The organism is Chryseobacterium aurantiacum (genome assembly GCF_003020585.1).
Lineage (GTDB): Bacteria > Bacteroidota > Bacteroidia > Flavobacteriales > Weeksellaceae > Chryseobacterium > Chryseobacterium aurantiacum.
This window is the reverse complement of sequence record NZ_PXUE01000001.1, coordinates 1,005,081-1,017,521: the sequence shown is the minus strand read 5'-3', so window position 1 is coordinate 1,017,521 and position 12,441 is coordinate 1,005,081. Positions and strand designations below refer to the sequence as shown.

The following is a 12,441-nucleotide window of genomic DNA, read 5'->3' as shown; positions in this document are numbered from 1 at the left end:
AAAATTATAGAGCCGAAAAACCAATAAACAGGACAAATGTCTAAAAAGAAATTTCCTTTCTGATACGGCTTAAATGCCGTTGGGTAATACCCAAATAGGATGCAAGATACTGTAACGGAATCTTTTGAATATAGTCCGGATAGTTTTTTAGAAGAGCTATATAGCGTTGGGAGGCACTGTCTCTCTGAAGCTGGAAAAATCTATTCTCAAGCTCAAGGTATTCCTGCTCAGCAATGATTTTTAAAAATTTAGTCCAGTTAAGGTCATCCTGTACAATGGCATCCATTGATTCTTTTTTGAGAACCAACAGTTCTGCATCATTAATGGCCTGCATGCTTTCTTTACTGAGAGATCCCGAAATAAATGATGAATACGCCGCCATCATTGTATTAGGAAATCTGAAACAGTAGGTCATATCCTTGCCATCATCGGAAAGATAAAACGAACGGAAGATACCGGACTTAATAAATGCTACTTCCCTGCACCTTTCGCCTTCGTGGATGAAATAGTCATTTTTATTTACTTTTCTAAGCTCAAAAAGTTGTAAAAACTCCTCAATCTCACTTTCTGAAAATAGATTAAAGCTTCGAAAAAAATCATGTACCATTATTTCAAATTTCTTATACGGCGAAAATAAATAAAAAAAAATCATCCCAGAGTGGGATGATCAACCGTTTTGAATTTACTAAGTTATTGTATGAAGATATGAATGATGTTTTGTTGTCACAAAGATAAATACAGTGTAGTTTCCTTTCATCAGGGGAATCCCTAAAGTTTTATCCGTAAAAATACGGTTGTATGAATGAAAAAGCCCTGCAAGAAATACTTACAGGACTTTAGCTTATCTAACAATTATTTTGTTTAAATTAAGGGGACAGGCTCCATATCAGAGTTTAATGTTTATTTCTGATCTTATGCCTTATCATTAAAGCGGGCTTACCAGCTGTAAGAACCATTCTTTAACTTCTCCTTCCAAATGAGGTCCTATTTTTTCCTCACAAGTTTTGTGGTAGCTGTTCAACCATTCGATTTCTGTTTCTGAAAGAATTTCTTTTACAACAGTATCCTTAAAGAACGGGCAGAACGTCAGGGTTTCAAATTCATAGAATGTTCCATGAATTGTTTTCTCTGCTTCTTTCACTGCAATAAGGTTTTCATGACGAATTCCATATTGTCCTTCAAGGTAATATCCAGGTTCGTTGGAACAAACCATCCCAGGAAGAAGGTCCTGAGGATTCAGATCTTTTCTGATGCTTTGTGGTCCCTCATGTACGTTCATGAAGCTTCCCACACCATGTCCTGTTCCGTGGTTGAAGTCTTTCCCTTCCATCCATAGCGGAAGCCTTGCAATGGCATCTAAGTGTACTCCTTTTGTTCCTTTCGGGAATTTTACCATTGACAAGCGAATCAAGCCCTGCAATACCAATGTAGAGTTTCTTTTGAACTCTTCAGAAGGTGTGCCCAAAGCAAAAGTTCTTGTAATATCTGTAGTTCCTTCAAGATACTGACCTCCTGAATCTACAAGGATTGTTTCCTCGTTGGTTACCTCTTTACTTCCTTCTTTTTTTGCAGAATAATGCATGATAGCACCATTATCCTTATACCCTATTATGGAACCGAAGCTTTCTCCTACAAAGTTCTCCCCTGCAGCACGGAAACCTCTTAGTTTTTCGCCGATGGAATATTCATTCATGGCTTCTTTTCCTGCATTGTGGGTAAGCCAGTAAAGGAATTTTACCATGGCTACTCCGTCTCTTACCATTACTTTTCTGAAACCTTCCAGTTCAACCTCATTTTTCTGAGCTTTCATCAGGTTTCCAGGAACCGGAGCCTTAATAAATTGGTTATCTGCCTTTAATGTTTCAAAAATCTGCTGGTTACTGTTTGGAGAAACCAATACTTTTTCATTTTTGAATTCTTTCAGATAGTTATAGAACTCTTCGTAAGGCATCATTTTTACGAAAGAATCATCCATTTGCTTTCTGGCTGCTACTTCAAGTTTTTCCAAACCTGTGAATAGAACAGCGTCATTCTTAGTGATTACAATGTATCCTAAAAATACTGGATTGCTTTGTACATCACTTCCTCTCAGGTTAGATGTCCATGCTACATCATCCAAACTGGAGATGATATGAACGGTTGCTTCCTGTTCTTCCATCTTCTGACGGATAGCAGAAAGTTTATCAGCCACAGATTTACCTGCTCTTTCTACAGGGTGTACAAAGATGGGGTTAGTGGATGGAGTTCCTCTTTCTTTCCAAACCTCCTTTAAAAGAGGGATATCAGCAAGGGTAATATTTTTTGAATTAAATTTTTGAGAAAGCATTTCCCAATTGGCATTAGAAGCCGCTAAGGCATTTACAGCCACCTTACCTCCGGCAGGAATTTCAGAAATAATCCAATCGATATAATTGGGCGTTCCTTCTAGTCCGTCCTTGAAAAGGTCTATTCCTGAACCGTCCAATTCAATGGCAGCCTGTGTAAAGTATCTTCCGTCTGTCCAAAGTCCGCCTTTATTTTTGGTAATTACCACAAAACCGGCAGAACCTAAAAATCCTGAAAGCCAGGCTCTCTCCTGCCATTCTTCAGGAAGGTACTCACTCATATGAGGATCTGCAGAATATACTATAAATGCATCAACATTATTTTTCTGCATTTCTTCACGAAGCGCAGCAACTTTTTCCTTTGAAGTCATTCTTTTCATTTTTAAACACCGAAAGTTACGAAAAATTTGAAGTCAGAGCGTGAAATCAATGCCCTATTTTTCTTAATAATCTGTTATTTTTTCATTCATCTCAATTAATGATATCAATTGGTAAGCCTGATCATTGAATTTGAAAAAATTTGAGGCTCACAGATCTAATTTTCATATAAATGCTACGCGTTTTATGACAAATGGCAACAAGTATATTCTATTGCATGCTATTTCTTTATTTTTCTTTTAAAACTTTAAAATTTTCAGCAAATCAAACAAATAACCAAACATATTTCATGAAATAAAACCTAATTAATTATTAAAACAATAAGCTTTTGGAAAGATTATTGCTGTATTCTACGATATGAAACAGCAGAATTATAAAAATCACAGGAAGTTTTATCCACCTCATCATTTTATCTATCTTCCTTTATTGATCATATTGGAAATATTTGGAATCTACAAAATAGGGAATGATCCTGATAATAAACTGATCTGGAGCTTGTTTTCCATAGTGATCTTTCTGCTTTTTTATCTTGCGTTTATGACTAGGCAGCATTATGCGCTAGGACTTCAGAATCGTATGGTTATTCTTGAGTTCAGGCAACGATATTTTGAGATTTTCAATAAAAGATCTGATGAGACGGTTGAAAAATTAAGATTTGACCAGATTGCAGCGTTAAGATTTACGTATGATGATGAATTTAAGGAGCTTTTATACAAAGCGTTGCATGAAAATATTTCCGGTGACGAGATCAAGAGATCCATTAAAAACTGGAAAGCCGATCAACTCAGAGTTTAATACACCAACAAAATATAAGGCTATGAAAAAGTGGAGCTTTTACAGTATAACAATATTCAGCTTGTTGACCCTAACAGGCTGTACAGCGGTTGAAACAATTTTTAAGGCAGGAATGTGGTGGGGAATCCTCATAGTCTGTGTAATAGTAGTGATTCTTTTACTTATTTTTTCGAAGGGTAAAAACTCTTAACCATTTTCTATGGAGGAGAATACAGATTTAGAGAAGATCTCTCACCTGAAGCCATCTAAGATTGTGAAAATCATGAAGGATCCGGAAGCTTCTGCAAAGGCGGTACATCTCGTATATACCACCGATGCAGAAAATACCGGAATTACGCGTAAAAAAAACGGTAAAAAGTATTCTTATTACAAGGATGGTAAAAAAATAAAGGAGAAAGATGAAATCTCCAGAATTAATAAACTGGTGATCCCCCCGGCATGGGAAAATGTATGGATTTGTGCGTTGGAAAACGGGCATCTTCAGGCCACAGGTTTTGATGTAAAACAAAGGAAGCAGTATCGCTATCATCCTTTGTGGAGCGCTTTGAGAAACCACACAAAATTCTACAGAATGCTACAGTTTGGGTATGCACTCCCGGATATCCGACTTCATATAGAACAGGACCTCGCCTTGAGGAGCTTTGAAAAGCGCAAGATACTTGCCCTGATCGTCAGCCTATTGCAAAAAACCAATATCCGGATTGGTAATAATGTCTATGAAAAGCTATACGGATCTTTTGGCCTTACTACATTAAAAGGTAAGCATGTAAAAATCAAGGGACAAAAAATAACATTTTCATTTAAAGGAAAGAAAGGAGTCATGCATCATATTGATCTTCGGAGCAAAAGATTGGCAAGACTGGTACAAAAATGCAAAGAGATCCCCGGAAAGGAACTTTTTCAATATTTTGATGAGGATGGAAATCTACATTCCGTAGATTCCGGAATGGTGAATGATTACATCAAGGAAATAAGTGGTGAAGATTTTACCGCCAAGGATTTCAGAACATGGTCCGGAACAGTGAGTGCCTTGATTGCCTTTAAGGAGATTGGGTATGCAGAAAGTGATACTCAATATAAAAAGAATGTAAAAGAGGCATTGGATATTGTTGCAGAACATCTCGGAAATACCACTGCCGTTTGCAGGAAATATTATGTACATCCCGTGGTTATCAACCTTTATGAAAACAATACGATCAGAAAATATCTTGACGAATTAGAAATTATTGAAGAAAACAACGGAAAAGCCGACCTGACAAAAGTGGAAAAGCTTGTTCTTAAGATTCTGGAAAACGAGAAGATAGTTTAACATTCTATTTACTTAGGAACTCTATTTGTCAAAAACTGAGTTCTATATTCTTTAGGGGTAATGCCAGCAATTTTTTTGAATAGCTGGGTAAAATGGGATGCAGTCTGAAAATTCAGTTCATAAGCAATCTCTGCAATATCTTTACTGGAATGAAGGAGTGCCTTACTGTAATTGATATCAATCTCATTGATCCATTGTTTTGGTGATTTTTGCGTCACGCTTTTTACACATTTATTCAGATAACTTTCCGTTACAGATAGTTTATCAGCATAGTATGCCACCCGCTTTTCTCCCACATGATATTTGAACAAAAGATCCCGAAACTGAAGAGACAATTCCATGGGACGTGTAGCAGACTTGTGATGGGTATCTGAGTCTGTACTCAGCATTTTGATCAGAATAAGGTGAAGCATGGTGACTACCACATCATTTACGTTAAGATTACTGAGCCATAATTCCTGTTCCATAATGAGGAGAAGCTGCGTTATGGTACCATAAGTAAGGCTATCCAGATTCAGGAAAGGCGTCATAAAGAAAATACTGCTTTTATGCTTGGGGAGTTCCTGTTCGGATAGAATATTATTTTCGTAGGCAAGAAAAAAGCCTTCAATGTCATCTGACAATTCTACAGTTGCCGTTATTGTTCCTTGTTTAATAAAGATTACTCCTCCTTTTTCAGCATGATATTCCTTGTTTTCAAGATACTGTTTAATTTTCCCTTTGGTAACGAAAATAATAAAGTTAAAAGTTGTTCGGTACGGAATTACCGGCATTAGAATTCCTTTGAGATAATTCTCTATACGATAAAGCTGTATATCCGCATTATTGACTAATATTTTCTCCGCGATATTCGGAAGAAACAGTTTTTTGTATTGAAAATTGGATAATACTTCCATGATGAATTAATTGTTACAAATTTAATGCTGAAAATTGAATATGTTGATTGTTTTGTGTAATGTCGGATGTAAAAAGTATACATCCGACATTCTGCCTAAAACTTATAGTACACGCCTACTCTCACCCCAAACGGGCTTCCTGGTGTGTAAGTAAGATCTGTGATAGGTTCTGCTTCTCCTTTCAATTGGGTTTCTGTTGCAAACTGAGCTTCATTCCAATTCACATTGAAAAGGTTGTTCACCTGAATATTTGCTCCCCATTTCTGGCGGTTGTAGGAAAGCATCAGATCGTTTACAAAATAAGGCTTTGTCTTGATGCTGTTATCTTCCACTGCCGGTCTTTCTCCAAGATAACGGTATTGCAGTCCTAAAGAAAAGCCGTTCAGGAAGTCCCAGTTTACAGATCCTGTACTGGTCACTACCGGTGCCAGTGGAATATAATCCTGCCCTTTTTCTTCTTCAATGAATCTTCCGTGGGAGTAATTGATATCAGCATTCAGGTAAAAGTTTTCCAACGGTTGGAAGCGAATTCCCAGATCGGCACCAAATCGTCTTGATTTTCCGGATGGTTCAACTACAGCATCGTCTCCTACGTATACAAATTCCTGCTGCAGATCCATATACCAAACGGCAGGAGTAATAATAAGCGATTTGAAAGGATGTAATCTTACCCCAAAATCGGCCCCAATAGAATAAGGAAGAGTATTTTCATTTTTATTCGGAACCACTACTCTCAGATCATTGGAGTGGAAGCCCATTCCTGTTTTCAGGAACCACATTACGTTATCGTTCTGTGCATAGGAGAAGTTTAGTTTAGGACTTACCCTTGTTGCTTCCTTAGATTGTCCGGATGGTAATTGTTCTGCATCCAAAAGGTTGTGCATATTGAAAATAAAGTGATCAACTCTTAATGCCGGGTTGATTGTCCATTTTCCTGTTTTCCAAACCAATCCTGTGTAGGCATGAAGGTTGGTTTCCGTTCCGTTTACGTCTGACATTCTGTTGAGCAATACATCTCTGTGATAAACATGATTAAGCTGCAATGTATTGATATCATCATTTCTTAGCCCTATTCCTGAGGTCCAGTTGAGTGAACTGTTGGGAAGTGAGAAACTTTTGATATACTTCACTTCTGCACCGTAGATATTTCTTCCGTCTGTCTGCTGAATTTCATCTCCGTGATCTTTATCTTTTAAATAGAAAGTAAAATCGGAATAAAGGTTGAAGTTATATTTTGAATAAAATGCCATAGCATCTATCTGCTCAGAGGGAGAAATAATATGCTTAAAGTTCATCTGGAGGTTTGTTCTGGAGGTCTTCCCACCTTCGGTAGGATCTATGCTCCCCCATCTCCCAATAATCCCCTCGTCTACAGCACGTTCAGGAATCTGTCCTGACGCATTCCATGAAGAGTTGAATGTTGAAAACTGAATATTGAAATAATCATTATCAGTAAGCCATTGGTTATATTTCCCGAAAATATTGACTCTGTTAAAGTTCTGTTTTACATCAAAAGGTCCGTCTGTATAGTTGTATTCTGCAGCGATATAGGCATTTTTCCTCCCCAAATCATCATGCAGAATATTGAACATTCCCAGTACTCTTTTGGAATTAAACGAACCTCCCTCCAGCTTAATCATGCTATTTTTCAATCCGTTATAGGTTTGAAAATCGACATATCCTGCCGTATTAAAATCTCCTCTGTCCATATAATAGGACCCTTTTCCAAAGTCAATATTATTTACGGTTTCCGGGATCACGAAGTGCAGATCAGAATATCCCTGTCCATGGGCATGAGAAACAATATTCACAGGCATCCCGTCTACATTCACACTTACATCTGTACCATGATCTGCATCAAATCCTCTTAAAAAAAGCTGTTCTGCCTTTCCTCCTCCGGCATGTTGTGCAATGAATAATCCAGGCACTTTTCTCAACAGATCCTGCGCTGAATTAACCGGAAACTTGTTCAGGTCAACCTTGGTAATTGCTGATAGAAATGAGCTGTGATTAATGGCTACTTCTGAGATCTGAAATGGTTTATGCTGCAAAAAAATAACCTTACTTTTATCTTCATCATTGGTAACTACCCATTTTACCTCATCATATCCCTGACGGCTGATCACCAGTGTATCAGGAAGAGATTTAACAGGAACAGCAAAGGTTCCGTCTGTTCCGGTATGGGTATGGCTATTTCCGTGGTCGTATTTTACCAGGGCATCTGCAATGGGAAATTTGTCATCTGCATCTTTTATTAACAGTTGTTTTTCTGTTTCCTGAGCCATTGCTTTACCACTGAATGCCATTACCAGAAATACTGCTGCTATTTTAGTTATCTTCATTTTAATCTTTTTTTGAAAATGTACAATGCATGTATGATTCAAATACATTTTAGAGATATTGTACATTAAGTTTGTTAATTTTTTATATAATTTTAATCTTTTGGCTTATGAATTTTTCCTTGGAACAGTTTTCTTGAACTGTGTCAAAATATTTTTAACAAAGAGCGTAATCCATGTTCCTGCTACGAACGGGAAAGTAAGTACTCCGCCTACTGCGCCCAAGGTATTGTTGTCAACCAGATAATCATCAATGAGTACCGTTAATACCACAGCCATGAAAACCCAAACCCCGTCTATCTTTTTAAATCCTGAAAAAACGATGGCAGAAAGCACAGCATTGAACCCAAAAAGTCCCATGTGTATTTTATCAATAGGCTCACCGTGCATATGAGATACATAAGATCCCAAAATAGCTCCTAAAAAACCATATAAAGCAGCAGGTGGCGAACTGATAAAAACAGCAATAAAGAAAATGACTCCCGAAAGGACACCTCCCTGGAATATGACTTCCCCAAAGGCATTTGTACATGTAAGAAAATCATCGTAATCAACAGGTCCTGTGGCTGCAGAAATGGCTGCAGAAGGAGGAATCTCCGTGAAAGAATGTAATGCAAAAACACAAACCCACGTAATAATGATAAAAGGAAAAGTAAATACGGGAATTCTCTTTTGAATGAAGAAGTGTTGAATAATAGCTGCCAAAGCTCCACCCAGCACAATAAGAATCCAGATCAATAAAGTTGCCTGAAATACAAAAGATAATGCGACACCTACCAGCGCTGCACTGAAGCCATATAATCCGGCATCTATTTGGGATTGGTCATACCTCAGTTTCATGGCTGTAAAGGTTCCGGCCGCCGTTGAAAGCAATACCGCAACACCTCCCTGCCAGCTTCCCATAAAAATTCCTATCAGAAACAAAAGCCCGGTCCATCTGTTCTCCTGCAGCATAATCTGCCCGATTCCTTTTAAAACATTGTCTATAAAGGGTATTTTTTTTAAAAATTCGTTCATAGTTTTTTGTATAATCTATTTTATATAATGAGATATTAGATTTCAGGTTGGAGGTTATAGTTGAAAATTATTGTCATTAATTTCCACCCCATTACAACTCTCAAACCCTACCACACTCTAACCTATTTACCATCCCAGAAACACCATCCCGACTCCGCAAACCGTTACCACAGCTCCACTGACAACTCCCATATATCTTTCAAGTTTTTCGGTATTGAATAGTGTTGAGTAGCCATAGCGTCCTAAAAGAACCATACCCAGCATGGTGAGTACCGTAGTGGCTGTAAAGGAAGTAACAAGTACTGCTATTTCAGACATGGAGTGCTTTACTCCGGAATAGAATAATAAGGGAATCAAAGGCTCACTGGGCCCCATTACAAAAATCATAAAAAGGACAAGTGGTGTTACTTTTATTCTTTTTTGGGGCATTACCACTTCACTGTGATTATGCTCATACACATACACGTCATCTCCCATTACATCAAAGTGTTTATGAGGCTTATTTCTAATGGCCTGAACCAAACCATACACCAAATAAACTCCTCCAAAGATGAGCAGTGCCCAACCTGAAAAATTACCTCTGATATCCTGAAACCACGATATTTTATTAAGCTGCCATCCTAAAAATACTCCGATAAATCCTAAAACCAAAGAGCTTAATACATGCCCCAACCCGCAAACAACGGTTAAGACCGCGGTTTTCATTCCACTCCATTTTTTGGATTTTGAGATCACGATGAACGGCAGGTAATGGTCCGGTCCTGATGCTGTATGTATAAAACTTATTGAAACGGCACTTAGAAGAAGTGCCCAAACTGTACTATCCATTTTCTGTTTATTCTGTTATTACTGATTCTTTGTTAAGTTTTGGGTAAATCTTTTTTCTATTGAATATTTTTCTCGCAGATTTTGGAGATTTCGCAGATGACTATGCTTGAATTCAATACTTTATCTGATCTATCTGCAGTTTTTTTATATTCAACTATACTCTCAACCCACATAAGAATCATTTTAATTTTTTATTCCAAAGACCAGAGCAATTCCTGAATATGAAGAAAGAAATTATACATCAATTCTCCTCCATGTCCCAAAGCTCTTACTACAAAGCCATTATCTTCCATAGCAGAAACGCCAACCTCCATTTCTTCAAGGTGTACTGCCGCAGCCTCCACAATGTTTTCTATTAAGCCATTCTTGTCTACATTTTCCTTTGTGCTGTAGAATATCAAGGTTCCCTGGTGGGTATATTGTTCCAGATTTCCAATACTGCTGATGGGAATTATTTCAGGCTGAATCACCACATTATCTTTCACTACCAATTTATTTTGATGGTAGATTTCCATAAGATTTTGAAAACGTTTCAGCTTAAAAACTTCTCCATAATGTTTTCTTCCACAGGTAATAATCTCACTCATAATGATCTGGCTGTTTTCCCCGATCCGAACATTCGTTTTACTTTTAAAATTGGAATCTTCATGGGGAACAATGGGATGAGGAACATAGGCAAAGGAAGTTTCATCCTCCATTGTAACATTCAGTTCCTGAAGTGCCTTATCCTTCATATTGAAAAGCCTCTGATATGATTGTGACTGCAGTTGAAGGGATGCTCCTTTTTCAAGGGCCACATCAAGGTGATAATGGTCTCCATCCAAAATACCGGGAGAAGAGCTCATTATCATCTGATATAGTTTTTTATCGCTTTTTCGTTGTCCAACAGAAACAACCCTGAAAGGAAGTGAAACATAAAGATCCTTCACGTATGACTCCTCTCCCTTGAATCCCGCGATAATATTTAAACGACTATCCATTTATCTTACAAGGTTCGGTTCTTCAATTTCTTCTAAAAGGGCATATTTTTTAATCCAGCCGATTACTTTATCCAGCCCTTCATCTGTTTTAAGATTGGTAAATACAAATGGGTTTCCTTTTCTCATTCTTCTGGCATCATTTTCCATTACTTCCAGACTCGCACCCACATAAGGGGCAAGGTCAATCTTGTTAATGATCAATAAGTCTGATCTTGTAATACCCGGACCTCCTTTTCTAGGAATTTTTTCTCCTTCTGCTACGTCAATGATAAAGATGGTAACGTCTGCAAGATCGGGACTGAATGTTGCGGAAAGGTTATCACCACCGCTCTCAATAAGAACCAGCTCAATATCAGGAAAGCGTTCAGCCAGCTCATCTACTGCTTCAAGATTCATACTTGCATCTTCACGAATGGCAGTGTGGGGACAGCCTCCTGTTTCTACTCCGATAATTCTGTCGTGGGGAAGAAGACTATTTTTAGCCATAAACTCTGCATCTTCTTTGGTGTAAATATCATTAGTAATTACTCCAAGATCATATTTCCCGAATAATTTTCTGCTTAAACGTTCTAGTAGTGCAGTTTTTCCTGATCCTACAGGTCCTGCTACCCCTACTTTTATATATTTTCTATTTTCCATTTTCTTTAAATTTTATTTTTTTTAACGCTATGGGCGCTAATTTTTTTTGATTTTGAATATTTTTCGATCGCAAGGGCGTTTCGCTTAGCAAAGAGCACCTTATTTCATGTATATTTTTTATTAATTGAGAATATTGTAAAAGGTGCAAAGGCATTTCATTCGGCTTAGAAGCATTCATATTCATTGGGGTCCCCCGCTTTCCCTCCTTTCTTTTGTCATCCTGCCTTTACTTCCTTTTTACCTTTTCTATGACATATAAAGCCTTGAATAAAGTCTTTCATGCTGCATACATCTGATATCAAAAGCAGTATTGCATAATCCTACCATATCCCTGTCTAGTTCCATTGTTTCCCAGACTGTTTTTTCCATTACAGGATATAGGGAAAACAAAATATCCTGCCCGTCAAGCTGTCCCAGAGGAACTAGTTTTACAGCATTTGTGATCATTCCGGCAACAGAGGTATAATAGAAGCCCAGCAATGCTTCGTATAAGGGTATTTTCATTAAATAAGCATATACTCCAAACACGATACAGTAATGAGAATTGGCCTCCTTATTCTGAATTGCTTTTTCAAAGGCCTCCATAAAGGGAAAGCTATCTCTTCTTTTAAAAATCTTGATCAGTCTTAAACCCAATTTTTGGCTGGCCTGGCGGATTTCTTTAGGACATTTTATCGCATTACATTCATTGTCCAGCTTTAGCAATAATTGTAAATCTTCGTTTTCTGCTGCTTTATAGGCCAGTTTTACAAAAGCTCCGTCATTGAATTTAAGATTGTACTGAAGCATATTCTGCACAAATTCCTTTGCGGTTTCCAGATTATGTACAATTCTTTCCTGTACATAGGTTTCCAGACCGTTGGAGTGTGTATATCCTCCAATCGGAAGTGTAGGATCTGCAAGATGAAGCAGACTTGACAAAAAATTGATATTCAT

At 37.6% G+C, this 12,441-nt stretch carries 11 protein-coding genes; 2 read left to right on the top strand and 9 right to left on the bottom strand.

What is annotated here, in order from left to right; genetic code table 11:
• Window positions 1-40: 40 nt before the first annotated feature.
• Both C7D53_RS04625 and C7D53_RS04620 read right to left on the bottom strand, forming a co-directional pair.
• Window positions 41-607 (bottom strand): Crp/Fnr family transcriptional regulator, encoded by a 567-nt coding sequence (locus C7D53_RS04625; RefSeq protein WP_106915192.1) that lies wholly within the window; start codon window positions 605-607, stop codon window positions 41-43.
• A 318-nt stretch (window positions 608-925) separates the two neighbouring features.
• Window positions 926-2,695: an aminopeptidase P family protein gene (locus C7D53_RS04620; RefSeq protein WP_106915570.1), complete on the bottom strand. Its 1,770-nt coding sequence runs from the start codon at window positions 2,693-2,695 to the stop codon at window positions 926-928.
• A gap of 364 nt (window positions 2,696-3,059) precedes the next feature.
• On the opposite strand from C7D53_RS04620, the gene C7D53_RS04615 reads away from it, so the two are divergent.
• Together C7D53_RS04615 and C7D53_RS04605 are read left to right on the top strand one after the other, a co-directional pair.
• On the top strand, window positions 3,060-3,497 hold the full coding sequence (locus C7D53_RS04615; protein ID WP_106915191.1) for a DUF6526 family protein: 438 nt from the start codon (window positions 3,060-3,062) through the stop codon (window positions 3,495-3,497).
• Between the two features lie 199 nt (window positions 3,498-3,696).
• Entirely contained in the window at window positions 3,697-4,806 is a 1,110-nt protein-coding gene (locus C7D53_RS04605) for a DNA topoisomerase IB (RefSeq protein WP_106915189.1), read from the top strand.
• 8 nt (window positions 4,807-4,814) lie between these two features.
• Here the strand turns inward: C7D53_RS04605 and C7D53_RS04600 are convergent, their stop codons facing one another.
• The 7 genes from C7D53_RS04600 to C7D53_RS04570 all read right to left on the bottom strand — a co-directional run bounded on the left by C7D53_RS04600 (window position 4,815) and on the right by C7D53_RS04570 (window position 12,441).
• Window positions 4,815-5,702: a helix-turn-helix domain-containing protein gene (locus tag C7D53_RS04600; protein WP_106915188.1), complete on the bottom strand. Its 888-nt coding sequence runs from the start codon at window positions 5,700-5,702 to the stop codon at window positions 4,815-4,817.
• Window positions 5,703-5,797: 95 nt separating this feature from the next.
• Window positions 5,798-8,044, bottom strand: coding sequence for a TonB-dependent receptor (locus C7D53_RS04595; RefSeq protein ID WP_106915187.1), 2,247 nt, complete (start codon window positions 8,042-8,044; stop codon window positions 5,798-5,800).
• Between the two features lie 105 nt (window positions 8,045-8,149).
• Complete coding sequence (locus C7D53_RS04590) at window positions 8,150-9,058, bottom strand: urea transporter (RefSeq protein ID WP_106915186.1); 909 nt, start codon at window positions 9,056-9,058, stop codon at window positions 8,150-8,152.
• A gap of 126 nt (window positions 9,059-9,184) precedes the next feature.
• A complete protein-coding gene (locus C7D53_RS04585; protein WP_106915185.1) occupies window positions 9,185-9,886 on the bottom strand; it encodes a hypothetical protein in 702 nt (233 codons plus the stop codon).
• A 191-nt stretch (window positions 9,887-10,077) separates the two neighbouring features.
• A complete protein-coding gene (locus C7D53_RS04580; RefSeq protein WP_106915184.1) occupies window positions 10,078-10,866 on the bottom strand; it encodes an urease accessory protein UreD in 789 nt (262 codons plus the stop codon).
• Window positions 10,867-11,505 (bottom strand): urease accessory protein UreG, encoded by a 639-nt coding sequence (ureG, locus tag C7D53_RS04575; protein ID WP_106915183.1) that lies wholly within the window; start codon window positions 11,503-11,505, stop codon window positions 10,867-10,869. It abuts the gene before it with no gap.
• 246 nt (window positions 11,506-11,751) lie between these two features.
• The gene (locus tag C7D53_RS04570; protein WP_106915569.1) at window positions 11,752-12,441 is read right to left on the bottom strand and encodes an urease accessory protein UreF; all 690 of its coding nucleotides are present in this window, start codon (window positions 12,439-12,441) and stop codon (window positions 11,752-11,754) included.

Bases quoted from the DNA above. Each gene is read 5' to 3' on its own strand.
- C7D53_RS04600 (WP_106915188.1), bottom strand. From the start codon at position 5,702: ATGGAAGTATTATCCAATTTTCAATACAAAAAACTGTTTCTTCCGAAT.
- C7D53_RS04585 (WP_106915185.1), bottom strand. From the start codon at position 9,886: ATGGATAGTACAGTTTGGGCACTTCTTCTAAGTGCCGTTTCAATAAGT.
- C7D53_RS04580 (WP_106915184.1), bottom strand. From the start codon at position 10,866: ATGGATAGTCGTTTAAATATTATCGCGGGATTCAAGGGAGAGGAGTCA.
- C7D53_RS04620 (WP_106915570.1), bottom strand. From the start codon at position 2,695: ATGACTTCAAAGGAAAAAGTTGCTGCGCTTCGTGAAGAAATGCAGAAA.
- C7D53_RS04595 (WP_106915187.1), bottom strand. From the start codon at position 8,044: ATGAAGATAACTAAAATAGCAGCAGTATTTCTGGTAATGGCATTCAGT.
- C7D53_RS04570 (WP_106915569.1), bottom strand. From the start codon at position 12,441: ATGAATATCAATTTTTTGTCAAGTCTGCTTCATCTTGCAGATCCTACA.
- ureG (WP_106915183.1), bottom strand. From the start codon at position 11,505: ATGGAAAATAGAAAATATATAAAAGTAGGGGTAGCAGGACCTGTAGGA.
- C7D53_RS04625 (WP_106915192.1), bottom strand. From the start codon at position 607: ATGGTACATGATTTTTTTCGAAGCTTTAATCTATTTTCAGAAAGTGAG.
- C7D53_RS04590 (WP_106915186.1), bottom strand. From the start codon at position 9,058: ATGAACGAATTTTTAAAAAAAATACCCTTTATAGACAATGTTTTAAAA.
- C7D53_RS04605 (WP_106915189.1), top strand. From the start codon at position 3,697: ATGGAGGAGAATACAGATTTAGAGAAGATCTCTCACCTGAAGCCATCT.
- C7D53_RS04615 (WP_106915191.1), top strand. From the start codon at position 3,060: ATGAAACAGCAGAATTATAAAAATCACAGGAAGTTTTATCCACCTCAT.